Source organism: Nocardia sp. Tas62D01 (assembly GCF_055232035.1).
In genome coordinates this window covers 3,185,219-3,208,658 of sequence record NZ_JBUYUZ010000001.1, presented here as the reverse complement: position 1 = coordinate 3,208,658, position 23,440 = coordinate 3,185,219, and the positions used below count along the sequence as shown (strand labels likewise).

22 protein-coding genes are annotated in these 23,440 nt (G+C 64.8%); 8 read left to right on the top strand and 14 right to left on the bottom strand.

Going from position 1 to position 23,440, the window contains the following annotated elements; genetic code table 11:
* Positions 1 to 28: 28 nt before the first annotated feature.
* From ACV7NQ_RS15715 to rpsF, 7 genes are all read right to left on the bottom strand, one after another.
* Positions 29 to 478 carry a TY-Chap domain-containing protein gene (locus ACV7NQ_RS15715; RefSeq protein ID WP_463360341.1) on the bottom strand — a complete coding sequence of 150 codons (450 nt, stop codon included), beginning with the start codon at positions 476 to 478 and terminating at the stop codon, positions 29 to 31.
* A 112-nt stretch (positions 479 to 590) separates the two neighbouring features.
* Complete coding sequence (locus ACV7NQ_RS15710) at positions 591 to 1,442, bottom strand: transposase family protein (RefSeq protein ID WP_463357858.1); 852 nt, start codon at positions 1,440 to 1,442, stop codon at positions 591 to 593.
* 192 nt (positions 1,443 to 1,634) lie between these two features.
* A complete protein-coding gene (gene dnaB / locus ACV7NQ_RS15705) occupies positions 1,635 to 3,014 on the bottom strand; it encodes a replicative DNA helicase (RefSeq protein ID WP_463360340.1) in 1,380 nt (459 codons plus the stop codon).
* A 656-nt stretch (positions 3,015 to 3,670) separates the two neighbouring features.
* A complete protein-coding gene (gene rplI, locus ACV7NQ_RS15700) occupies positions 3,671 to 4,123 on the bottom strand; it encodes a 50S ribosomal protein L9 (RefSeq protein ID WP_463360339.1) in 453 nt (150 codons plus the stop codon).
* A 17-nt stretch (positions 4,124 to 4,140) separates the two neighbouring features.
* Complete coding sequence (rpsR, locus tag ACV7NQ_RS15695; RefSeq protein WP_463360338.1) at positions 4,141 to 4,392, bottom strand: 30S ribosomal protein S18; 252 nt, start codon at positions 4,390 to 4,392, stop codon at positions 4,141 to 4,143.
* Positions 4,393 to 4,449: 57 nt separating this feature from the next.
* Complete coding sequence (locus ACV7NQ_RS15690) at positions 4,450 to 4,995, bottom strand: single-stranded DNA-binding protein (RefSeq protein ID WP_463360337.1); 546 nt, start codon at positions 4,993 to 4,995, stop codon at positions 4,450 to 4,452.
* A gap of 83 nt (positions 4,996 to 5,078) precedes the next feature.
* Complete coding sequence (rpsF, locus tag ACV7NQ_RS15685; RefSeq protein WP_227997674.1) at positions 5,079 to 5,366, bottom strand: 30S ribosomal protein S6; 288 nt, start codon at positions 5,364 to 5,366, stop codon at positions 5,079 to 5,081.
* Positions 5,367 to 5,568: 202 nt separating this feature from the next.
* Here rpsF and ACV7NQ_RS15680 point away from each other — a divergent pair, with 202 nt between their 5' ends.
* Positions 5,569 to 6,963, top strand: coding sequence for a glycosyltransferase family 87 protein (locus ACV7NQ_RS15680; RefSeq protein ID WP_463360336.1), 1,395 nt, complete (start codon positions 5,569 to 5,571; stop codon positions 6,961 to 6,963).
* 172 nt (positions 6,964 to 7,135) lie between these two features.
* On the opposite strand, the gene ACV7NQ_RS15675 is transcribed toward ACV7NQ_RS15680, so the two are convergent.
* From ACV7NQ_RS15675 to ACV7NQ_RS15665, 3 genes are all read right to left on the bottom strand, one after another.
* On the bottom strand, positions 7,136 to 7,759 hold the full coding sequence (locus tag ACV7NQ_RS15675; protein ID WP_463360335.1) for a TerD family protein: 624 nt from the start codon (positions 7,757 to 7,759) through the stop codon (positions 7,136 to 7,138).
* A gap of 96 nt (positions 7,760 to 7,855) precedes the next feature.
* Positions 7,856 to 8,962 (bottom strand): DUF475 domain-containing protein, encoded by a 1,107-nt coding sequence (locus ACV7NQ_RS15670; RefSeq protein WP_463360334.1) that lies wholly within the window; start codon positions 8,960 to 8,962, stop codon positions 7,856 to 7,858.
* A 180-nt stretch (positions 8,963 to 9,142) separates the two neighbouring features.
* Positions 9,143 to 9,718, bottom strand: coding sequence for a TerD family protein (locus ACV7NQ_RS15665; RefSeq protein ID WP_463360333.1), 576 nt, complete (start codon positions 9,716 to 9,718; stop codon positions 9,143 to 9,145).
* Between the two features lie 349 nt (positions 9,719 to 10,067).
* On the opposite strand from ACV7NQ_RS15665, the gene ACV7NQ_RS15660 reads away from it, so the two are divergent.
* The 4 genes from ACV7NQ_RS15660 to ACV7NQ_RS15645 are packed head-to-tail and all read left to right on the top strand — an operon-like array spanning position 10,068 to position 16,075.
* Positions 10,068 to 11,285, top strand: a complete 1,218-nt coding sequence (locus ACV7NQ_RS15660) for a hypothetical protein (RefSeq protein ID WP_463360332.1) — start codon at positions 10,068 to 10,070, stop codon at positions 11,283 to 11,285.
* Between the two features lie 13 nt (positions 11,286 to 11,298).
* Positions 11,299 to 12,510 carry an HpcH/HpaI aldolase/citrate lyase family protein gene (locus ACV7NQ_RS15655; protein WP_463360331.1) on the top strand — a complete coding sequence of 404 codons (1,212 nt, stop codon included), beginning with the start codon at positions 11,299 to 11,301 and terminating at the stop codon, positions 12,508 to 12,510.
* On the top strand, positions 12,507 to 15,239 hold the full coding sequence (locus tag ACV7NQ_RS15650; protein ID WP_463360330.1) for a phosphoribosyltransferase domain-containing protein: 2,733 nt from the start codon (positions 12,507 to 12,509) through the stop codon (positions 15,237 to 15,239). Before ACV7NQ_RS15655 ends, ACV7NQ_RS15650 begins: the two co-directional genes overlap by 4 nt.
* Positions 15,239 to 16,075: an HAD family hydrolase gene (locus ACV7NQ_RS15645; protein ID WP_463365685.1), complete on the top strand. Its 837-nt coding sequence runs from the start codon at positions 15,239 to 15,241 to the stop codon at positions 16,073 to 16,075. The genes ACV7NQ_RS15650 and ACV7NQ_RS15645 overlap by 1 nt, the downstream gene beginning before the upstream one ends.
* A 257-nt stretch (positions 16,076 to 16,332) precedes the next feature.
* Here the strand turns inward: ACV7NQ_RS15645 and ACV7NQ_RS15640 are convergent, their stop codons facing one another.
* Positions 16,333 to 16,773, bottom strand: coding sequence for a MerR family transcriptional regulator (locus ACV7NQ_RS15640; RefSeq protein ID WP_463360329.1), 441 nt, complete (start codon positions 16,771 to 16,773; stop codon positions 16,333 to 16,335).
* 47 nt (positions 16,774 to 16,820) lie between these two features.
* Between ACV7NQ_RS15640 and ACV7NQ_RS15635 the strand changes: the two genes are divergently transcribed.
* On the top strand, positions 16,821 to 17,618 hold the full coding sequence (locus tag ACV7NQ_RS15635; RefSeq protein WP_463360328.1) for an MBL fold metallo-hydrolase: 798 nt from the start codon (positions 16,821 to 16,823) through the stop codon (positions 17,616 to 17,618).
* A 496-nt stretch (positions 17,619 to 18,114) separates the two neighbouring features.
* Here the strand turns inward: ACV7NQ_RS15635 and ACV7NQ_RS15630 are convergent, their stop codons facing one another.
* From ACV7NQ_RS15630 to ACV7NQ_RS15620, 3 genes are read right to left on the bottom strand one after another with little or no spacing between them, the layout of a single operon-like run.
* Positions 18,115 to 18,876 (bottom strand): AIM24 family protein, encoded by a 762-nt coding sequence (locus ACV7NQ_RS15630; RefSeq protein ID WP_463365684.1) that lies wholly within the window; start codon positions 18,874 to 18,876, stop codon positions 18,115 to 18,117.
* Between the two features lie 2 nt (positions 18,877 to 18,878).
* The gene (locus tag ACV7NQ_RS15625; RefSeq protein ID WP_463360327.1) at positions 18,879 to 19,577 is read right to left on the bottom strand and encodes an AIM24 family protein; all 699 of its coding nucleotides are present in this window, start codon (positions 19,575 to 19,577) and stop codon (positions 18,879 to 18,881) included.
* Positions 19,578 to 19,586: 9 nt separating this feature from the next.
* Complete coding sequence (locus ACV7NQ_RS15620) at positions 19,587 to 20,210, bottom strand: AIM24 family protein (RefSeq protein ID WP_463360326.1); 624 nt, start codon at positions 20,208 to 20,210, stop codon at positions 19,587 to 19,589.
* 229 nt (positions 20,211 to 20,439) lie between these two features.
* Here ACV7NQ_RS15620 and ACV7NQ_RS15615 point away from each other — a divergent pair, with 229 nt between their 5' ends.
* Together ACV7NQ_RS15615 and ACV7NQ_RS15610 are read left to right on the top strand one after the other, a co-directional pair.
* A complete protein-coding gene (locus tag ACV7NQ_RS15615) occupies positions 20,440 to 21,780 on the top strand; it encodes a TerD family protein (protein WP_463360325.1) in 1,341 nt (446 codons plus the stop codon).
* A gap of 31 nt (positions 21,781 to 21,811) precedes the next feature.
* A complete protein-coding gene (locus ACV7NQ_RS15610) occupies positions 21,812 to 23,437 on the top strand; it encodes a TerD family protein (protein WP_463360324.1) in 1,626 nt (541 codons plus the stop codon).
* Positions 23,438 to 23,440 lie beyond the last annotated feature (3 nt).

The following is a 23,440-nucleotide window of genomic DNA, read 5'->3' as shown; positions in this document are numbered from 1 at the left end:
TTGTCCCGAAAGCTCGGATGACAACCGATCAACCCTGACGTGCCAGCCCGAGCAGTGGCAGGTGAAGGTCGCGTTCGTCCGCGTTCTTGTTCCATGCGGTGTAGGTCAAGGACCGCGGGTCGGTGATTCGGAATGCGTCACGGAGTCCGGTCACCACCATTGCCGCCAACTGGCGGTATATGGCTGAATTGACCGGCCATGGCAGTTCGATCCACCAGTAGGGGCCGTGGTCGGCATCGGGTTCCTGCCAACCTGCCTCGGTGATCAGGCGGTGACCCGCTTCGTCCGGCCGTGCGGTGGGTTCGAGGAACTCATCGCCCACCAATTCGGCCAGTAGCTCGCTGTCGGTCTGCGCGAACTGCGCGAACCGTTGATGGCCTGGGGGGAGCCCCGATTCTACGATCTTTACGATCGCGCCTGCGGGCAGTACCGCTAACTGCTCGGCCAGTCGCTCGGTGAATTCCGCCCAATCCGTCATGCCAAGCCCTGCCGTTCAAATTCGATGGATCCATCGAGAGCGGCCAGCGAGGCGTTCGTTTGATACGTCAGTTGGACAGTGAGCCTTTCCGAGTAGTGGTATGTCGTTCTCGTCAGACGGTGCGGTGATGTTCGATGCGCAGTAGGACCAGGGCTGCGGCGACGATGGCACCGATTCGCCAGGGGCACAGGGTCACTCGCCGGAGTGCTTTGAATGTGGTTTTGAGCAGGGAGTTTCCGCGTTCACCGATGGCTCGTTTGCTGTTGTGCGCTTTGTTGGCGGTCTTCTGATCGTCGGTGAGCGCGCCGTTCTTGGGTTTCTTGACTGCCACGGTGATCGTGGTGGCTTCGCCCTCGTAGCCGAGGTCGCCGAGTACCGGTCGCTGATCGTTGGTCCATGCGGTGAACGCGGGCAGCATCTGCGGATGGGTACGCAGCGCGGTGGTGTCGTGCTCGCGGCCGGGCCGCACATCGGAGGTCCAGATCGGCCACCCGTCCGGCACGGTGACGACCTGGACGTTGCCACCGTGATGGCGATGTTTCCCGGACCACCACAGGTCCACCGGCCGATGTTTCCCAGTGTTGCCCTTGGTTTTTCGTGTCGACGGGCCGGGCTCGCCGACACAGTCGGTGCCGATCAGGGTGCCGTCGACGCTGACGTGCTCATATCCGGCGGCTTTCGCCGCCAGCAGCGCGTTGTGCAGGCCGGGCGCTTGGGCGGCGAGCACGTCGATCGCCTCGTGCAGGTAGCTGTAGCAGGTCGTCTTGCCGATCTCGTTGTCGATCATCAGCTGCGCGATCCGGGTGCCGTCGAGGAACCAGCGCAACGCCAACACCGCCTGCGCCATGCAGGTCAGAGCCCGCCAGCGAGTCCCGCGGTCGCGTCGCGAGGCCTCGAGCAGCGTGGCCACGTACTCGACGGTGGCCTCTTCGACCGGCAGGACGGCTGTGTATGTCACACTCATGACGCGCAGAACCTCAGTGAAGTTGATCTTTGGTAGGACCACCTTCATACCCGGGGTTCTGCGCTTCTACGTTGTACCCCAACAACTTCCGGCGTGTCGCCAGGTCACGCCAGGGCCGAGCGCACTACTCGGAAAGGCTGATTGAGATTTGGCCATATTCATTGAGACCCTACATTCCACTACTAAGACTGGTCAGCCGCGCGCCATATCCACGAACCGGCTCAGGTGCAGTTGGTGCGCGACGGTGATGGTGGCGGTGGGGCCATTACGGTGCTTGCCGAGAATCAAGTCCGCCTCGCCGCCACGCGGATCATCCCGCTCGATCGCATCGGGGCGATGCAACAGGATGACCATGTCGGCATCTTGCTCGAGCGAGCCCGATTCGCGAAGGTCGGAGACCATGGGGCGCTTGTCGGTTCGCTGTTCGGGACCACGGTTCAGCTGACTGATCGCGACTACCGGGACCTCGAGTTCCTTGGCCAACAGCTTCAGGTTTCGCGAGAATTCCGAGACTTCTTGCTGACGGGATTCGACCTTCTTGCCGGAGGTCATCAGCTGGAGGTAGTCCACCACAACGAGTTTCAAGTCATGGCGTTGCTTGAGCCGCCGCGCCTTGGCACGAATTTCCATCATGGTCAGATTCGGCGAGTCGTCAACGAACAGTGGTGCCTCGCTGATCTCACTCATACGGCGCGCGAGTTTCGTCCAGTCGTCGTCACTCATTCGACCGGAGCGCATATCGCCCAGCTTGATCTTGGCCTCTGCCGAGAGCAGACGCATCACGATCTCGGTGCGGCTCATCTCCAGCGAGAAAATGACGCTCGGCAGCCCGTGCTTGATCGAGCAACTGCGCATGAAGTCCATGCCGAGTGTACTTTTGCCGACACCGGGTCGGGCCGCGACGATGATCATTTGGCCGGGGTGGAGGCCGTTGGTTACTTCGTCCAGTTCGGTGAAGCCGGTGGGGACGCCGAGGGAGATGCCGCCGCGGCTGGCGATGGAGTCGATTTCGTCCATCGTGGGCTGGAGGAGTTCCTCCAGGGGGAGGAAGTCTTCGGTGGTGCGGCGTTCGGTGACCTCGTAGACCTCGGCTTGGGCGCGGTCGACGACCTCGGCGATATCTTGGCCGTCGGCGCCCGCGTAGCCGTATTGGACGATGCGGGTGCCTGCTTCGACGAGGCGGCGCAGGATGGCCTTCTCGGCGACGATCTCGGCGTAGTAGCCGGCGTTGGCGGCGGTGGGAACGGTCTGGGTGAGGGTGACGATGTAGGGGGCGCCGCCGATGCGCTTGAGCTCGCCGCGGCGGTCCAGGCCGGCGGCGACTGTCACCGGGTCGGCGGGCTCGCCGCGGCCGTAGAGGTCGAGGATGGTGTCGAAGATGGCCTGATGGGCCGGACGGTAGAAATCACCGGGCCGCAGTGCCTCTATGACATCGGCGATGGCGTCCTTGCTCAGCAGCATGCCGCCGAGCACCGACTGTTCGGCCGCCATGTCGTGCGGTGGTTGCCTGCCGAAGTCTTCTCCGGGCGGTTCGGAGTATTCCGCGTGTCCGCGGTCGTCGACGACTGCCACCAGACTCGACCGTCCTTTCCCCACCGGGACTCACACTATCGATGACTCGTTGTACTCCCGGGTACCGACACGTTCGGGGCACAGCGGCGGTTGCGGCCGACCCCGTTCGCGGGCGTCACCTGCGGTTCCAGCAACCGCTGTGACAGGTACCGAATCATGATCTTCCGAGCGGTTCGATCATGTCGCTGCGACGAACCTAGGCGACCGGATGGGTGGTCGCCAAACCGTACTGTGTACACACCTGTGGATAAGTTGGGGACTGTTTACCTAACCGTGTGCACCCCCTGTGTACTACTTGGGGAAAACTCAGGCCGCCACCTTCATATGCGCAGATAGATATCGATTTTCGAATCTGTCCACGTGTGGATGAATGAAGTATCGGCGTGTCTGACTAGTTGAACAGCCGGGCGTGTTGGGTAAAACAGTGCGATTTACGAATGTGGCATGGATCACATTGCGTACGGTTGGTTTTCTTGACGATCCGCAAGTGGAATAACCAGAGGTGGAGCCGATACCGCGATTTCGGGAATGATCCAGTTCGCCGTCCGCGCCGAATCGCAAACATTTGGCTATTCGAAGAAATTGATCACGGAATTGGCACAGCACAGGCGAAGGCCACTCTTGTGCCGAACACAAGAGTGGCCTTCGTAGCGAACTCAGTTCGCGGCGACCTGCAGGTCGAACTTGGCGACCACGTCGGGGTGCAGGTGCACCACGACGCCGTGCTTACCGGTGGTCTTGATGTGCGACTTCGGCAGCTCGATGCTGCGCTTGTCGACAACCGGACCGCCGGCCGACTTGATGGCCGCGGCGACGTCCGCCTGGCTCACCGAGCCGAACAGTTTGCCGGTGCCGCCGGTCTTGACCGACAGCGACACGGCATCGAGGCCCTCGATGGCCTGCTTCAGCTCGTTGGCGTGATCGAGGTTGCGAACCTTGCGGGCGTCCTGCGCCCGGCGGATGCCCTCGACTTGCTTCTGAGCGCCACGGCTGGCAACGATCGCTAGGCCGCGCGGCAGCAGGTAGTTGCGGCCGTAGCCGTCCTTGACTTCCACGGCGTCGCCGGGAGCACCGAGGTTGTCCACATCAGCAGTCAGAATCAACTTCATTTGCGTGCCTCCCGTTCTCAGCGAGCCGTGGACACGTAAGGAAGCAACGCAACCTCACGCGAGTTCTTCACGGCAACGGCGACGTCGCGCTGGTGCTGCACGCAGTTGCCGGTCACCCGGCGAGCGCGGATCTTGCCGCGATCACTGACGTACTTCCGCAGCAGGGCGGTGTCTTTGTAATCGATTTTGACGGTGCCGGTCTTGGCTTCCTTGCAGAAGGTGCAAGCCTTCTTCTTCAGCACCTTTTCGCGCGCGGGCGCTTTAGGCATGGTCTTCTACTCCGTAATCATTGATGGCCCAAGCGAATGGGCCGATGAATGCCGTTCTCAGAACGGCGGTTCGTCGTCTACGCGGCTGTTGCCCCCGAAGGAACCTGCCGCAGGCGCGCTGCCCCATGGGTCGTCCTCGGCGCCGCCGGAACGTCCACCGCCACTACCACCGGAGGAGGCGATATTGCCACCGCCGCCGCCACTGCCGCCGGATCCGAACCCGCCACCGCCACCGCCGCGGCTGGCCTTGGCGACCTTCGCGGTGGCGTAGCGCAGCGAGGGACCGACCTCGTCGACCTCGAGCTCGACGACCGTGCGCTTCTCACCCTCGCGGGTTTCGTAGGAGCGCTGCTTGAGCCGTCCGCTCACGATCACGCGGGAGCCACGGGTCAGGCTTTCCGCGACATTTTCCGCAGCTTCGCGCCAGATGTTGCAGCGCAAGAAGAGCGCTTCGCCGTCTTTCCATTCATTCGAATTACGGTCGAACACGCGGGGAGTCGAAGCGACGGTGAAGTTCGCCACCGCTGCGCCCGCGGGCGTGAATCGAAGCTCGGGGTCGGCCGTCAAGTTTCCGATGACGGTGATGACCGTGTCGCCTGCCATGTGGTTCCTCCTGCTCGGTGTGCAGTCCGCAATGACTCGCTGTTGCGCTAGAGCCTAGAGCCAGGCACCGACGCAATCGAGGGTCACTTGCCGTGGCGCAGGACCTTGGTGCGCAGCACCGACTCGTTGAGACCCAGCTGGCGGTCGAGCTCGCTCACAGTGGCGGGCTCGGCGGTCAGATCGACCACCGCATAGATGCCTTCGGCCTGCTTGGCGATCTCATAGGCGAGCCGGCGGCGGCCCCAGATGTCGACCTTGTCGACCTTGCCGCCTTCGGTACGAACCACGCTGAGCATGTTCTCCAGAGACGGACCAACGGTGCGCTCGTCCAGGCTCGGATCGAGGATAACCATCACTTCGTAATGACGCACGGACCAATCACCTCCTGTGGACTAGGAAACGGCCACGGACTTTCCGTGGCAGGAGGGTCGTTGCGTCAGCAACCCGGCAAGGCTACATGAACCCCCGGTGAGCAGCGAAACTCGCCTGCCAATGTGCGGACGGATCGGATGTTGCGACCGTATTCCCAGGGGACGTGGGCACGCTCCGGCCGAGCCGCCTAGGGTGGTTCTCATGCCGACCGGACTGGCCGCCAGCGACAGGATCACCGGCCGCGTGACGCGCAGCACCGCGCTGGCCGCGGTGGTCGTGTTGCTGTGCGGGCTCACTCTGGCGCTGGCTTACCTGAACAAGGCGCGCTGCGCGGGGGAGCCGTTCGATGCAGATGGTCGCAGCATGGCTTTCGATGTGATCAAGGATTCGGACGTCTGTTATTCCGATATTCAATTCTTGTGGCTTGGTCGCGATATCAATGAGCACGTCTTTCCCTATGTCTCGGGGAGCATTACTTCCGCCGGGGCGCTGGTCGGGGGTGCGGTCGAATATCCGGCGCTCAGCGGCATCTTGATGTGGGTGGGTGCGCTGGGCGCCCACAACGACGCCGACTTCCTGCTGCACTCCGCCCTGTTGCTGGCGCCGTTCGCCCTGGTGACAGCCTGGCTGCTGGTCCGGTTGGCAGGGCGCGCTGCGCTGCTGTGGGCCGCGGGGCCGCCGCTGGTGCTGTACGCGTTCCACAACTGGGAGTTGCCGGTGGTGTGCACGGCGGTCGCCGCCGTGTACGTGGTTACCACGTTGACCCGATATTCGTTGCGCACCAGGGGAATTCTGGCCGCAGTGCTGTTGGGTCTCGGTTTCTGTCTCAAGTTGTATCCGGGGATCTTCGTGCTGCCGCTGATGGCGTATGTGCTCACCGGCGGTACCGGGCGTGGCGCCGACGAGCGGAACGAAGCGGGCTTCGACGTGCGCGGCGCGCTCATGACCGCGGCCGCGGCGATCGGCACGGTCGTGGCGGTCAACCTGCCGTTCGCGTTGGTCGGGTACGAGGGCTGGCGGGCGTCGATCACTTTCCAGCAGTTGCGCCAGGCCGATATCACCACGAATTCCATTTGGTACTGGGGTCTTCGGCCGATGTTCGGGCAGAATGCCGCCAGCGAGTTGTCGTTCCAGAATGTGGTGTCGGTTGCGTCGCCGATGCTGGTGTTCGCGGCCTTCGCGCTCGCAATGTGGTTGGGCTGGAATCGATTCACCGTCACCGGCGCCTTCCCGTGGGTCGGGGTCAGCGGGGCGATGCTGTGTGGATTCCTGGTGTTCCACAAGGTGCATTCGCCGCAGTACACGCTGTGGCTCGTGCCGTTCCTGGTGCTGCTCGAAGTGCCGTGGCCGCTGATCGGGGCCTATCTGCTGGCCGACGCCGCGATCGGTATCGGAGTGTTCCGGTACTTCTACTCGATCGGATCCGGCACCTCGGTGGACACGATGGAGAGCGTGGTCCAGTTCGGGGTGTGGGGCCGCGCGGTGCTGCTCGTGGCGTTCTTCTTCATGTTCGTGCGGGCGATGCCGCGCGGGTTTCAGCCCGCGCCGCCGGCGGTGCCGCGGTTCGAGCCCGGCGATCTGGTGCCGGTGCCGTAGTTGATCGTCGCCACCCCGGCGGTGACCGCGATCCTGGCCTGGCTGTTCATCGATCAGCCGTTGCGGCCCTTGACCATTGCCGGGCTCGGCGTCGGCGTCATCGGGATGGTGTTCGCGTCCCGCAGGTCGACGGTCGCGGCCATGCAACCGCAGGCCGTAGCGGTGCGAGGAGCTACTTGTGCGCGGAGTGCCACTTCATGCCCCAGCGGTACGCCTCGTCGATGGCGCGCTGGGAACCGTTGATGTAGTTCACTTCCCGGTGCACGGTGATGCCGGTGCCCTGGTTCTGTAGCAGGGCGATGGCACAGGAGCGGGCGCCGCTCACCGGGGAGTCCAGCCGGACCTCGATCTGCGGTCCCGAGGTCGGGAACAGCGTGACCGTGCCGTCGGCGGCGGCCCAGTTCGGCACGCCCTCATAGATGAAGGCGAAGATCAGGATGCGCCGGAACAGTTCGGGGCGAGCCAGATTGATGTGCATATTCTCGCCGCCGGCGACGGCGCCGCTGCGGTCGTCACCGTCCAGCTGGATATACGGCTCGGAATCCAATGCGCCGAAATTGTTTCCGACCGCCTGGACCACGCCCTTGGCGCCGTTGGACAGTTCGTACATGCAGCCGAGATCCAGATCGACGGCCTTGGTCCTGCGAAAGAATCCCTTCGGCCCGCTGGACCAATTCAGGTTCACCCGCATGGTCCCCTGCTGGTCACCGGGTTTGGTGAGGGTGATGCTCGGTGTCGCTTTCGACAGGGTCACCTTCGCCAGGTTGACGCCGCCGGGAGTGTTGTCGTTCGCCATCGGCGCGATCCCCCTCGTGGAAAAGAAGCGGCAACGGCGGTCCCTGGGGAAGGGATACCGCCGTTGCCGCTCAGGTCTTCGGCTGTATGCCGGAACTCAGCCTACCGGCGTCGGCTCTCGTTCGCGCTCAACTTCTTCCTCATCCGCACGACCGTTGCGAATGATGCTGGTAATGAACGCCGCGCCGATGAACGCGACACCGACCAGGCCGGTGATGATCTCGTTGATGTGCACGCCGATGGAGACGAACAGGATGATCGCCAGCGCGCCGATCGCCCAGTGCGCACCGTGCTCCAGGTACGCGTACTCCGAGAGCGTGCCCTTGCGCACCAGGTACACCGTGATCGAGCGGACGAACATGGCGCCGATCAGGCCGAGGCCCAGGGCGATGATGATCGGGTCGGAGGTGATGGCGAAGGCGCCGATCACGCCGTCGAACGAGAACGACGCATCGAGCACTTCGAGGTAAAGGAACAGGAAGAAACCGGCCTTACCGGCGGCCTTGGCGAGTTCTGAAGGCCCGCCCTCGGTCTCCTCGTTCTCCCCGGTGTGGAACATCGAGCCAAGCCCGTCGACCGCGATATAGGTGATCATGCCGAGCAGACCGGCGACCAGCACAGTGGCGCGGTCGGCGTCCTTCGCGATGAGCTCCGCGGTCAGGATGAGTCCGATACCGGAGACGACCACCGATAGCATGTCGAGCTTGCCGAGCCGGGCCAGCGGCCGCTCCAGCCAGGACAGCCAGGTGATCTCGCGTTCCTCGAAGATGAAGTTCAGGAACAGCAGCAGCAGGAACATGCCGCCGAACGCGGCGATCTGTGGATGCGCGTCGGTGAGCAGCGTCTCGTAGCTCTTGCTGCCGTCGGGGAAGGTGGCGGCGCCAGCGGCGGGCGGGTTCAGCGCCAAGTCGAAGGCTTTCACCGGGTCCAGGCCCGCGGTGACCCACACGATCGCCAGCGGAAAGACCAGCCGCATACCGAACACGGCGATCAGCACACCGATGGTGAGGAAGATCTTCTGCCAGAACTCGTTCATCCGTTGCAGCACCGTGGCGTTGATGACCGCGTTGTCGAACGACAGCGACACCTCGAGAATGCCGAGGATCGCAGCGAGCGCGAGCGCGGTCGGTCCGCCGTACAGGAACGCCGCGATGAGTGAGATCACCGTGACGATGAAGGACATGCCGAAAATGCGCAGGACCACGCGGGGACCTTTCCTATGCGGCGGCCGGAGGGTCGTCGCCCGAGCAGATGTGAGCGGTGAATCTGATTTCCAGCGTGGACGCTGAACCGGCGGTTGTCCAACGATGTTGGCGTGTGCATCGGCGCGTCGTCGCACGAACAGGGGGCCCGTTGCCGAGCCCCCTGATCAGTGAGGTCTGATTTAGACGCTCACGCCGTAATCGCGGGCGATACCGGCAAGACCCGAGGCGTAGCCTTGGCCGATGGCGCGGAACTTCCACTCGGCCCCGTTGCGGTACAGCTCGCCGAAGACCATCGCGGTCTCGGTGGAGGCGTCCTCGGTGAGATCGTAGCGGGCCAGTTCGGTGCCGTTGGCGCGGTCGACGACGCGAATGTAGGCGTTGCGCACCTGACCGAAGGACTGCTGACGGGTTTCCGCGTCGTAGATCGAGACCGGGAAGAAGATGCTCTCGATCGTCGGCGGGGTGGCGGACAGGTCGACGTTGATCACTTCGTCGTCGCCCTCGCCCTCACCGGTGACGTTGTCGCCGGTGTGCTCGATGGCGCCCTCGGGCGACTTGAGGTTGTTGAAGAACACGAAGTGCTTATCCGACAGCACCTTCTTGTCCGCCCCCGTCGCAATGGCACTGGCATCCAGGTCGAAATCGGTGCCGGTGGTGGTGCGCACATCCCAGCCGAGGCCGACCGCGACGGCGGTGAGGTTAGGCGCCGCCTTGGTCAGCGAGACGTTGCCGCCCTTGGACAAACTGACACCCATGCGGAAATCCCTTTCAATAGACGTATGAGGTTCCCAGCATGTCCGAATCGCCGGGTATGCCTTACGACAGTAGTAGGTTTCGGCGAACTTGCGTAGGAACCGCCGCAACCCCCGGCGAACTGAAAGATCTCCTGATGTGCGCAGTCGGACGTAGTTCGTCTATAGCCCTGCGCCGGGCCGAGCGAAGGCGAGGCAGCCGCCGATGTGCGCAGTCGGACGTAGTTCGTCTATAGCCCTGCGCCGGGCCGAGCGATGGCGAGGCAGCCGCCGATGTGCGCAGTCGGACGTAGTTCGTCTATAGCCCTGCGCCGGGCCGAGCGAAGGCGAGGCAGCCGCCTACCATCGGGGCGTGGCAGGCCGTAGGCGTGGATGGTTCCGCTCGTCCGGGAACAATGAATGGATTCAGCAGGCGCGGCCGACGCTGACGGCCGCGTTCCTGGACATGGATCGGCGCCAGAGCGCGGCCGAGGCGGCCGTCGACGCCTCCGAGCAGGTGTTTCCGGAACGGCATATGACCGCGCGCTGGGAACCGGTGCGTAGCCGGTGCTATGACGCGGCGGGCGCGTATCTGGCGCTGAACGACGAGTTGGACATGGCCGAGCGCGACGGTACCCCGGTCGCGCAGGGGCAGCCTCGGGTCGATGCGCTGGTCCGGCAGTTGACCGACGCGGCAAGGGCGGTGGACGAGTTCTACCACGGCAATCAGGCGCAGCTCGAGCACGCGGTCGCGGTATTCGGCACGGTGCCGCAGCTGGCTCAGCAGGTGAAGATCGCAGCCGGGGGGGTCCGCAAGCAAGCGGCCGAGTCCGAGTACACCGACTATCCCTCGGTGCGCAAGTACGCGGCCGCCGTCGATGCGGCTCTGATCGCACTGGAAGCCGCCGAGTCCGGCGCACCTGCGGCAACCGTTCGTGATGCGGCCAACCGGCTCGAAGCGGTGACCAAGGAACTGATAGAAGCGTTGGCGCAGGCCCCATCTCGACAGCAGTCCGCTACCACTGCGATCGGATCGGCGAGTACCCGGCTGGCGGCGGTGCGCAACAGGTCCGAACGGCTGGCGCCGGCCTCTTCGACGCTGCTGCGTGAGTTCAATGCTGCAAGTTCGGCGGATTTGGCTAACAATGGGCGGGAAAGCCAACGGGCCATCGATGCCGCGGACGCAGCCCTCGTGCGGGCGCGCGTGGCATTGGCCCAGAACAACCCGGAGTCTGCACTTGATCTGACCACATCCGCACGCGGGTATCTGACAGAGGCCGAGCACCAGATCGACGCCGTCACCAAACGGCTGACCATGCTGCGCGAGGTCCGGGACAACCCGCAAGACAAGGCCAAGGCCGTACGATTTCGGCTGCGGGACGCACAAATGCTTGCGGTGAGCCGGGGGCTCACCGCCGAATGGGGATCTGTGCTCGATGCACAGGTGGACCGTATCGACCGAGTCGCCGAAACACTGTCGGGGCGCCACCCCGACTACTGGGCCTACGTGACGGAGCTGGATTCCGTCGCGGAATTCATAGCCGGAGTAGTGGATCGAATGAGAAAACAAGCAGGACCACGACGAGAATGAGGATGGGGCAACGATGACCGCAGGCATCGCCGTTCCGCAGGCGGTTTCCCTGCGGAAACGCTTGCCGCTGCGCCATTTTCGGCAGCTGAACGGCCCAGATATCAGGCATCTCTTTCATCGGCAACCGGAACCGTTCGGCGAGCAGGCCGACCGGGAACTGTTGGCGTTCGCGCTCGGCGCCACGTTGTATGCGCCGGCAACCCGGCCGGATCTCGCTATGACTATCGCCAAACGCGCGGAGCGCGGCGTGTGTTCGATGGTGATCGATCTCGAGGACGCGGTCGCCGACCACGAGGTGGAATTCGCCAAACAGCAGACGGTGGCGACGCTGAATCTGCTGGCGGCCAGCCCGGATCCGAACCCGCTGCTATTTGTCCGGGTGCGTGACGCGGACGCGATCAGCGAGATCGTCGAGCAAGTCGAGCCCGGTGCGGCGGTGCTCACCGGATTCGTCTTCCCCAAATTCGACAGCGCCACCGGGTCGAAATATCTGGGCGCGCTCGAGCGGGCCGCCGAGCGGCTGGAGCGGCCTGTGTACGGGATGCCGGTGCTCGAATCGGCGGGTCTGGTGCATCGGCAGACCCGCGACGACGAGCTGACGCAGATCGCGGCACTGCTCGCCGAGCATCGGGAGCGGGTGCTCGCGGTGCGGGTCGGCGCGACGGACATGTGCTCGACCTTCGGTATCCGCCGCGACCGGGACCTGACGATCTACGACGTGCGGGTGGTCGCGGATGTTATTGCCGATATCGTGAATTACCTCGGGCGCTCGGACGGTACAGGTTTCGTGATCACCGGTCCGGTGTGGGAGTACTTCGCCGACCACGAGCGGATGTTCCGGCCGTTGCTGCGCACCGCGCCGTTCGCGGAGTCCGATGCGGTGCCATTCCGGCAGTACCTGGTCAGCCGGGATCTGGACGGGCTGCTGCGGGAGATCACGCTGGATCGGGCCAACGGTATCCAGGGCAAGACGGTAATCCATCCGTCGCATGTCGCTGCGGTGCATGCGCTTTCGGTGGTGACCCACGAGGAGTACTCGGACGCGCTGGACATCCTGCAGGTCGATGTCGGCGGGGTGGCGGCGTCGGGCTATGGCAACAAGATGAATGAGATGCGGCCGCACCGCAGTTGGGCGCGGCAGACGCTGCTGCGGGCGCGAGTGTTCGGTGTCGCGAACAAGGGTGTGTCGTTCGTGGATCTGCTTTCGGCGTTGGTCACCGTATGAATCGAGCGATCGTTGATGTCGATATTCCTTGGGCGACAAGAACTCTCGGCATCGAGCTACATCACCAACAGTCACACGCCGCTAACGGATCATCGGACGCGCTGCCTGCCGAACTGCTCATCGAGACACTGATTCAGCCAGGGATTCGGCGCAATCCGCGCCGTGCGCACCTGCTGGTGTCCACCGTGCTCGGCAAGCATCTGCCGACCGATCCGCTGGTGGTGCTCGGTGCGGGTAACCGGCTCGGCGATCTGGTGCGGGCGGTACTCGGCGACCGCGAGGCGGTGGTGCTCGGATTCGCCGAAACGGCAACGGGTTTGGGTCACTGCGTGGCCGCACGGATCGGTGCGGGGTGTTACCTGCATTCGACGCGACGGGAAGTTCCCGCCGCGCACACGCTGACCGGATTCGAAGAGGGGCATTCGCATGCCACCTCGCATCTGCTGCAGCCCGCGCCCGCCGATATCTTCGTGAACGATCTGCCGCTGGTGTTGGTGGACGACGAGATCTCCACCGGCGCCACCGCGATCGATGCGGTGCGTGCACTGCACGCTTTCTCGCCGCGCTCGCACTATGTGCTGGCGTCGTTGGTCGATATGCGGACCGCGAGCGACCGGGCCGGATTCGAAGCGGCCGCAAGCGAGTTGGGGGCGCGCATCGACACGGTGTGCTTGGCCTCCGGACGCACCTCGCTGCCCGAAGGTTTGGTGGAAAAAGTCTCCACGATGCCCGATCCTGAGCTCAACCCGACTGCGCCACACCGTGGTTCGTTCGGAAGGCTCGAATTGCCCTGGCCTGCTTCTGTTCCCGAAGGCGGCAGGCACGGCATCCTGCGCTCGGACACCGAAGCATTCGAAGCCGCGCTCGCCGCGGCCGCCGAGCCGCTCCTGGCACACCTTGGCACGGAATTCGCCAGGCGATCCGCGATCGTGCTCGGACATGAAGAGCTGATGTATCTCCCGTTGCGGTTGGCGGCGAGGTTGGCCGAATCCGGGTTGCCGACTCGATTCCAGACCACCACTCGATCGCCCGCATATGTGTTGGATGAACCCGGTTATCCGCTCCGCCGTGGTTTCCGATTCGTCGCGCCCGAACCCGGTGAGACGGAACCGCGCTATCTGTACAACGCGCACTGGGGCGAGGACATTCTCGCGGAGTCGATCGCGTCCTGCGCGGGTTCTGCCGCGGACTCGAAGGAGAACGCCGCACCCGACAGTTGTGTCCCCGGGCCGGTGGCGGCGCCAGAGGATGTCGCCACCGAGAGTGCTGACGAGGGCCTGGCCGAAACACGGGCGGCGGTCAACGCTGCGCTGAGCACTGAAGCTTCGGGCGCTGCTGTCACGGGCGCTCCGGTGTTGGTCGTCGTCGTCGATTCTCCCGCGGACACAGCGGAACTTGTGGCTGAGGGCGGATTGATCGATGTGTTGACCGCTTCTGGGGCCGATGTCGTATTGGCGGTCTTGCCGGGCGCCGATCCGCGCATGCTGCATGCCGAACGAACCGATCTGTCGCTGTCGAGCATTGTCGTGCCGGAACCGAATCGTGGTTATGGGGTCGAAGCTCTAGTGGTGAATTCTCCGACTGCCGGGCATGCGCTCGAACTACCTGTTCCGCTTTCCGGTCCCGGGTTCGGATCGTATGCGGCCGACGAGGTTTCCTGGCTGCTGAAGGACCTGTCAGACGTCGACCTCGAGGCGGATGTCGCCGAGCGCGAACGTCGAATACAGGCGGGGGCGGCGCATTACGCGGAGTCGCTGCCGATCGAGTACCAGCCGGACGATGCGTATCGGTCGCTGTTCGACGAGGTGCTGGCTGCGAGTGCGGAGCGGCTGGCCCTCGCCGTCGCGACGGTGTCGGAACTTGTTGTCGCCGAACGTGGGGATGACATCGTGCTGGTGTCGCTGGCCCGCGCGGGCACGCCGGTGGGGATCCTGATGCGGCGTTGGCTGGCTTCCGGCCGTGGTGCAAGTGTGCCGAGTCTCGCGGTGCCGCACTACGCGGTGTCGATCGTGCGCGATCGGGGGATCGACTCGGTCGCGCTGGATTACCTTGCCCGGCATCATGATCCGGCATCGGTGGTGTTCGTGGACGGCTGGACCGGCAAGGGCGCCATTACCAGGGAACTCACCGAGGCGCTCGATGCCTATCACACCGCGGGTGGCGCCCGGTTCGACGACGAGCTCGTCGTGCTGGCAGATCCAGGGCATTGTGTGCGCACCTATGGCACTCGCGACGACTTTCTCATCGCGTCGGCCTGCCTGAATTCGACTGTCTCCGGGCTTATTTCGCGTACAGTATTGAACGACACCTTGATCGGCCCCGGTGATTTCCACGGCGCCAAGTTCTATCGCGACCTGGCCGGAGACGACGTGTCGGGCCGCCTGCTCGACGCCGTGAGCGGCGCATTCGATGCCGTCCGGGATCGCGTGCCCGCCGAGGTCGCGGCCATTCGCGACGGCGACCGGACGCCCACCTGGACCGGCTGGGCGTCGGTGGAGAGGGTGCGCGAAGAATACGGCATCGCCAGCGTGAATTTCGTGAAACCCGGTGTCGGCGAGACGACTCGGGTGCTGTTGCGGCGAGTGCCCTGGCGGGTGCTGGTCCGTGAGGCGGACGCACCCGAGCACGCACACTTGCGCATGCTTGCCGCGGCCCGCGGTGTCCCGGTGGTGGTCGTGCCCGACCTCGCCTACTCGTGCATGGGATTGATCAAGGACGTACCGCAGTGATGTACCTACGAAGGCCGCGAAGACGGGCCCTGGTCGCCACCGACCTGGACCGGACGATGATCTACTCGCGCAACGCTTTCAGCATGACCACCGACGTGCCGACGGTCTGTGTGGAGCACCTCGAGGGTGCGCCGCTGTCGTTCATGACGACCGTCGCCGCACTGCGGATGCAGACCCTGACCGAACCCGCCGCCGTCATCCCCACCACCACCCGCACCGTCAAGCAGTTCGAGCGCATCCAATTGCCCGGCGCCCCATGGCGATATGCCATCACCAGCAATGGCGGCAATATCCTGGTCGACGGCGTCCCCGACATGCGCTGGCGCATCGACATCGACGACCAGGTCCGCGCCGACGGCGCCTCGCTCTCGGAAATCAATGCAGAACTGCGCTCCCGCATCGACGATTCCTGGGTCAGCAAATTCCGCGTCGCCGACCACCTTTTCAACTACCTGGTGGTGAAGCCCAAAGAGGTTCCCGAGGGGTTCCTCGCTGAATGGGACGCCTGGTGCGGCCCGGCCGGCTGGTCCGCCTCCCAGCAGGGGCGCAAGATCTATACCATGCCCAACGCCGTCTGCAAAAGCCGTGCGGTGGCAGAAGTTCGCCGCCGACTAATCGACAGCAGCGAACTATCCGACGAGGCAATGACTCTCGCCGCAGGCGACGGCGCCCTGGACGCCGAAATGCTTCGCACCGCCGACTCCGCAATCCGGCCCCGCCACGGCGAACTGGAACAACTCAACTGGACCCACCCCAACCTCACCATTACCCGCGCCTCCGGGATCCTCGCCGGCGAGGAAATCATCAACTGGTTCATCAAAGCGGCGCCGCTGTGACCGAACCTCTCGTTCGGCCGTTGCGGCAGGACATGATCGACGAAGTCATCGAGCTCATGCGAGGCGGAGCTCCATACCTCACACCGCGGACCCACTCGGAGTGTAGGACGCCGCGTGGCGGCTGTATTCGGAGCCTTGATCTGGAATCATCTCGTTCGATCGTGGCTGTGCCGGGGTTCGAACAGTCGCGGCTACAGGCGAATTCGCCAACTCGTCCTGAATTGCCAGGTCGGCGGACTGGGACAACTCGAGAGAAATCATCGACCGGTTCGGGCGGCCTGCATCGCTGGTGGCCGAATCGCTTGGGCGGCAGGGGTTTCAAAGGTGGTTTTGAAGTCGGGGCACTCGACGAGGGGCTCGTGGGGGCATGTCGATGCGTGGCGGAGGCTGTCGCGCATACGTACGAGTCGGGCGATGTCCTCGTCCAGTTCTCGGGCCTTGTCCGCCATGCGGGCACGCAATTCGGTGTCGCTGGGCGTGGCTCGCACGAAGCGGGCGATCTCGGCGATGGTGAAGCCCGCGCCGCGGGCGCAGGCGACTAGGGCGAGGCGGCCGACGATGTCGGGGCGGTAGGTGCGGCGCAGACCGTTGCGGCCGTCCGAGGTGATGAGGCCTCGTTTCTCGTAGAAGCGCAGCGCGGATGGTGCGAGCCCGGCGCGTTCGGCTACCTCGGCGATATCCAAGAGTGCCTCGACCATCACTTCTCCTTGACTTGAACCGCGCTTCAAGTCAGAGACTACTCGACATGAACATTCATCACCTCAATTGCGGATCGGTAGGGCAGATCGAAGCCACCTACGACGGACCGCCGCCCGCAGCCGCCGTCAATCACTGTCTGCTGGTGGAGACCGATTCCGACGGACTGGTGCTCGTCGAGACCGGCATGGGACTCGACAACGTCCGCGACCCCGGCGGAACGCTCGGCGTCGAGTGGGTCGAGATGACCCAGCCGCTCCTGGCCGAGGAGGAGACGGCCATTCGTCAGGTCGTCGAACTGGGCTATTCACCCGACGATGTCCGCCACATTCTGCTCACCCACCTCGACGTGGACCACTGCGGCGGACTGCCGGACTTTCCGCATGCCCAGGTCCATGTCCTGGCCGCGGAACTAGAGGCGGCGGTGGCCGAGGCGCCGAGTTTCCGATACCGCTCGGCGCACTGGGCCCATGACCCCAACTGGGTCACCTACGCTCCCGCGACGGACGAGGAGTGGTTCGGTTTCGGCGCGATCCAGCCGAAGGGGCTGTCGTCGGAGTTCAAGCTCGTCCCGCTCGGCGGTCATACCGCGGGTCATATGGGAATCGCTGTGCGAGAAGAAGATCGGTGGTTACTGCACTGCGGCGACGCCTACTACTACCACCGCGAACTGGAAGCCCAGCCGCAGTCGCACCCGATTCTCGACATCGTGCAGACCACCTCGGAAATTCACCACGATCTGCGGCTCGGCACGCAGGCTCGACTGCGCGAACTAGTGCGCAACCACGGCGACGAAGTCTCTGTCATCAGTGCGCACGATCCGTGGGAATTCAGTCGGTACCGCTAACCGTCGAGATCGGTGAGAGCCAATTGTCGCGGGAGCGATTGAGCCGATCGAGTCCGTCGCGCAGGGTCGGCGAACGGTCCAGCCTGGGGTCCTGTTCGGCGGGCCGCGGTTGGTCGGTAGCGGACGAGGTCGGCTTGGCGAGGTAGCGGTCGAGATCCCGATCGTGGTGCCGCGCAGCGCGCCGAAGCTGATACCGACAATGCCGCCGATGACCAGCCAGGTGATGTCGGTCCCGTTGAGGTCCGCGACCTTGGTGACGCTGGAGGTACCGATCGCGACCAGAATAAACGACGTCCCGAAGGTATCCCGCGCATTCATCGGCTCACCCTGAACCGCTTCACGATCAGGGCGACGGCCGCGACGACGATGATGATCAGCAGCCCGATACCCATGTTGCCTCCCAACAAGAATGACTGTTGGAAAATTAACGACGCATCGTGGTCGCCCGAGTCCGCCGAAGGTAGGACTCCGAGGATGACTCGGCAGTCATCATGAGTCAGTGGTCGTGGCCACCGAGCTGCGCAGCGATGACGCCTTGGAGGCGTTGCAACCCGCCGACGGTCATGCCGCTTTGGAGTTGACCCTCGATGGTGCGGACCAGCATGGAGTCGCTGAGGATCTTTTCGCTGGATTGGATCAGCACCGTTCCGGTACCGGTGAAATCGAACTGGCGTTCCTCGCCGGAATTGACGCCGAAGCGGGCCGCGCCCGCAGCGAGGAAATTGGTGACCCAACGTTGGTCGTAGTGGTGACTGGGGGAGGGGCAATCCGCCCAGCCGACCAGCGCTTCCGGGTCAACGCGCAGCGGCGGCTCGGCGAATATGACCGGGCCGTTGGAGGAGGCGAGGAATTTGCCGGTGCCGATGAGGGTGAGGAAGCCGGGGACGATGGACTGGTTCAGCGACAGAGTCGGTTCGAAGGCGAGCAGGTTCGTGGCGCGAATGGTGAGGTTGCCGTTGTCCTCGAGGTCATAGGAATTGATGTCGTAGCCGCGGTCGCCGATGATCAGCTTGCCGTGGCCCTCGGCGACCACATAGTCACCGGTGAACAGCGGCGCCGAAAACTGCTGCGACACCATGTGCAACAGCCCGCCCTGCAGACCGTGGGTCAGCATCTGGAAGCGCATATCGCCGTAGTAGGCGATCATCGCGCCCTTGCGCATGAACCACGGCTTGATCAGATCGATGCAGTAGGCGTAGCTGTTTCCCGGAATGTTGTCGCTCTCACCGAGATTCGCGGGATTGAGGATCTGGGTCATGGTCACAACTTCTCTTCGGAGGCCTGCACATAGACGACACCCTGTCCGACGCAATGCAATTGCATCGCCTCGCCTGAGCCGCGGCCCACCGCGTCGCGCCAACTGAGTGCCGTCTTCAGCTCGGTCTGCACATTGCCGTAGGCCGCAACGAACGCCTGCGGGTCGACCACGATCGGATTCGGCCCGCCCACTTGCAGTTCCAGGAATCCGCCGTGCGCTAGCAGCACCGCCGCGCCCTGACCCGACAGCTGGGTGGTGAACAAGCCCTGCCCGGTCAGCGCACCGCTCGCGGCACCGCGCAGCGCGCCCATCAGACCGCCACCGCCACCGCCACCGCCCGAACTCATCACGGAGACAATCGAACTCTGCAGCCCGGCGGTATTGGCAAGTAGTCGCGAGGCCTCGACGCGCAGCATCGCGCCCGGCTGCATCGCGACGATGTGCGCCTCCAGCCCGGCGAATCCGTAATGCACCTCGCCGTTGCCCTGCGCGAGCATGGTGCGCTCGTGCTCGCCCGCCATCATGCTACCGGCCATCCGCATCAGCCCGCCGCCACTGCCCATGCCCTGGCCGCCCGGAATCTGGTGCGGCGCAAAGGAAATATCGCCGGTATAGAACAGCATCGCGCCGTTGCGCGCGACCACGCCGCCCGCCATGCCGACGTCGACCTTGACGACCTTGCCGTTGACCTTCTCGAACATCGCCTGCCCCTACCGTTCCGCCGGCTGGATCAACACCACGCCATGGCCGTCCCAGCGCAGCGAAAATGCCTCGCCCGCATCCTGTCCGACGAAGTTGCGCCACGACACGTCGGTGACGAACGAATGGTTGATGTTGCCGCGCGCGGCGACGAAGGCATCCGGATCGACGACCAGCGGGTACTGCGGCGACACCTCGAGGTGAATCAGCGGCCCGCCCGCCGACAGCAGCGCGACCTGACCCTGCCCGGACACCGTGGTGGTGAACAGGCCCGCGCCGGTGGAAGCGCCGCGCACGCCGGCAAAACGCACATCGGTGCGCAGGTTCCCGGCGAAGGCGAGCAACTGCTGCGATTCGACCTGCAGCGTCTCGTTGTCGAGATCGACGACGGTGACGTGCTGGCCGTTCACCGCGAAGAAGACCCGGCCGTGCCCGTTGCATTCCATCAACGACAGTTTCTCGCCGGTGGCGCGTCGTTTCAGCCCCGCGACCACACCATCGCCGCCGCCGAAACCGGCCGACTTGAACTGCACATTTCCTTCGTAGGCGACCATCGAGCCGGAGATCGCACGGATACTCGTTCCGGCGAGGTGGGCTTCGATCACCTTTTTCGACTGCTCGAACAGTTGCGCCATAGTGAAGTTTGCCTGCTGTCTCGATCGGGAACATGGGGGTAATCGCCACATTCCAACTGCCTGTCGTTACCCTAACCGACACAGCCGGCCGCAGTACGGCATTGGCTCGCGCTGGGCCTCGCGAAGGCGAGGCGGCAACGGCGAATATTCGAGCGACGTTTCCTCGGGCCGCGGCAGGAACCTTTCTCGTAGAGTGGCAACGTAAGCACCGACAAGCGAAGGGTCGACCTTGTCCGCAACACTCGCCAAGGGCCAGAACGGTCCGCTGGCCACCAACGACGTGGTGATCTCCGTCCAGCTCACAGCACCAGCGGATCTGTCCGCGCTGCTGGTCACCGAGCGGGGCAAGGTTCGTTCCGACGCGGACTTCGTCTTCTTCAACCAGCCGAGCGGCCCCGGCGTGAACCTGCTGCCCGCGCCGTCCGGGCAACCCGCGTCGCTCGCGGTGTCGTTGAACGGGGTGCCCGCCGATATCGAGCAGATTCGCGCGGTGATCACTCTCGACGATGCGTCCAGTAGCTTCGGCCGATTCCCCGCGCCGACGGCGATCGTGTCGGATTCGGCCGGTAATCCGTTGTACGAGTACCGGATCGATGGTTTGCAGAGCGAGTCGATCGTGATCGCGCTGGAGCTGTACCGGCGGCAGGGTTCCTGGAAGGTGCGTGCCGTCGGGCAGGGGTACGCGGGTGGGTTCGCGGCGCTGGTCACCGATCACGGCGTGACCGTCGACGAGGCCCCCTCGACTGCCGCGGCGCCGCAGGCACCGCCGCCACCGGGTTATCCCACGCAGCCGCCACCGAACTATCCGCCGCCGACCACGCCTGCCTACCCGACCCAGCAGGCGCCGCAGTACCCGCCGACGGCCACCTACCCGCCGCCGCCCGGACCCGGCTACCCGCCGCCGCCCACCCAAGGCCCCGGCTACCCGCCGCCCACCCAGCAGGCCGTGCCGCAGCAGGCGAACGCCGAGGTGAGCCTGAACAAGGACCGGCCGGTCAGCCTGCAGAAGGGGCAGCGGGTCACCCTCCGTAAGGACGGCGGCGCCGCGCTGACCTTCGTCAAGATGGGCCTCGGCTGGGACCCGGTTCAGAACCGCGGCATGTTCGGCAACCGGACCGTCGATGTCGACCTCGATGCGTCGGTAGCGATGTTCGCCGACATGAACATCGTCGATGTCGTCTACTACGGGCAATTGACCTCCAAGGACGGCTCGATCCGGCACCAGGGCGACAACCTCACCGGCGAGGGCGAGGGCGACGACGAGGTGATCCTGGTCGACCTGACCCGTATCCCGGTGCACGTCAGCACGCTGCTGTTCATCGTGACCTCCTATAAGGGGCACACCTTCGAGCAGATCCGGAATGCGTTCTGCCGCTTGGTCGATGGCACCAACAATGCTGAACTCGCGAGGTACACCCTGGCGGGCGGCATGCGGTTCACCGCGATGGCGATGGCCAAGGTTTATCGCGTCGGCAACGACTGGAAGATGGAGGCGCTCGGCGAGGGCTTCCAGGCCAAGCATCCGGGTGAGGCCGTTCCACAGCTCGGCCGGTTTCTGTCGGCCAAGTAATCGAAGAGGCGCGGACAGCAGGGCAGACAACGTGATTCAACTGAAGGCCGGTCAGAATATTCCGCTGACCGGCGATATCGTGCGATTCAGTGCGAAAGCCGGTGCGGCCCTCGATGTTTCCGCGCTGGTGGTGGCGGCGAATCTGCGCGTGTCCACTACCGAGGACTTCGTCTTCTACAACCAGCCGTCCACGGCTGGAGTCACCCTTTCCGACGACGGGGTGACGGTCCGGCTCGCGGAGGTGCGGGCCGACGCGCAGGGGGTGCTGCTGGTGGTGAGCGCCGATCCTGCCGTGCCCGCGCAACCGGGCGGCCTCGGGGCGGTGACGGCGAATCTGTTCGAAAACGATGTGTTCACAGCGGAATTCGCGATCGATCCGTCATCGGGGGAGACAGCGCTGATCTGCATGGAGGTGTACCGGCGCGGCGCCGACTGGAAGCTGCGTGCGGTCGGCCAGGGCTACGCGGGCGGACTCGCAGTGCTGCTGAACGCACATGGCGTCGAGGTCGACGACGCACCGAATAGCCCGGGTTCGACGCAGCCGACTTCTGGATCACTCAGCGCCGGAACCCACAGCGCACCAGGGCGATCCTCCGGCCAGGACACCATCACCGGACCTCGCGCCGACGACTCTCGCTCGGCCGATCCGGCGCCATTGGAGGTCGGGCACGGACTCGATCGCCTGTGGATGATCTTCGAAGACGCGGCACGCTCGGCCGCCGCCCTCATCGCGGCCCGCGACTACGCCGTCCAGCGGCTTGATAACGAATTATCCAGCGCGGTATCGGATCCCGCGACCAGAAACACCCCGGCGGCTGAGGCGGCGCGCCAGGCCGCGCAGCGGCGCAGCGACGAACTGATCGCCATCGCCGAGGACAATCATCACCGTGACAGCCAGCACCTCGTTCGTGAACTCGCCGACGCCGATCTGCGGTTGCCGCCGTCGCTGGCGTCCTGGGAGTCCCCCGCCTGGGACGGTCCCCCGGTGCCGAGCGACGGAATCCGGCTCGGTGAGCTGTACGCGACCGAACGGGGACCGCTGCGGGTGCCGTACTGCGTGCCGGTGCCGTTGCATCGGCCGCTGTGGATCGACACCGAATCCACCAGCGCGGCAGCCCCGATCGTCGGCGCGCTGCTGGCTCGGTTGCTCGCGGCCGATCCCGAGCGGCGGGTGCTCGTCGACATGATCGATCTGACCGAAGCCTTCCGCGAGCTCGTCGGCCCGCTGGCCCCCGTGCTCAACGGTCCGCCGATCACCAACCACACCGATATCTCGGCGCGGCTACAGGCTCTCGTCGACGCCGCGGAATTAGCCGAGATGGCCTACAACAGCGGGGTTTTCACCCCGCCGTCCGAACATCGGGTGCTGCTCGCGGCGGACTTCCCGCACGGATACCAGGCATCGGACGCGCAACGTATCGGGTCGCTGCTGATCCGTGGCGATCTGATCGGGTTGTCCACCATGATCGTCGGCACCGAGGAATCTGATTCCAGCGACCCCACGGTGGCGATGTTGTCGCAATCGTGCAGGCATCTGCCGACCATCGACGGCACCCCGCTGTTTGATCCGTGGACCGGCAGTCCGTGGCAGCTGGATCTGGATCTGCTCCCGCGGGAGCCGCAGCGGCAGGCGCGGTACCTGCGCACGCGCCGCTGACGG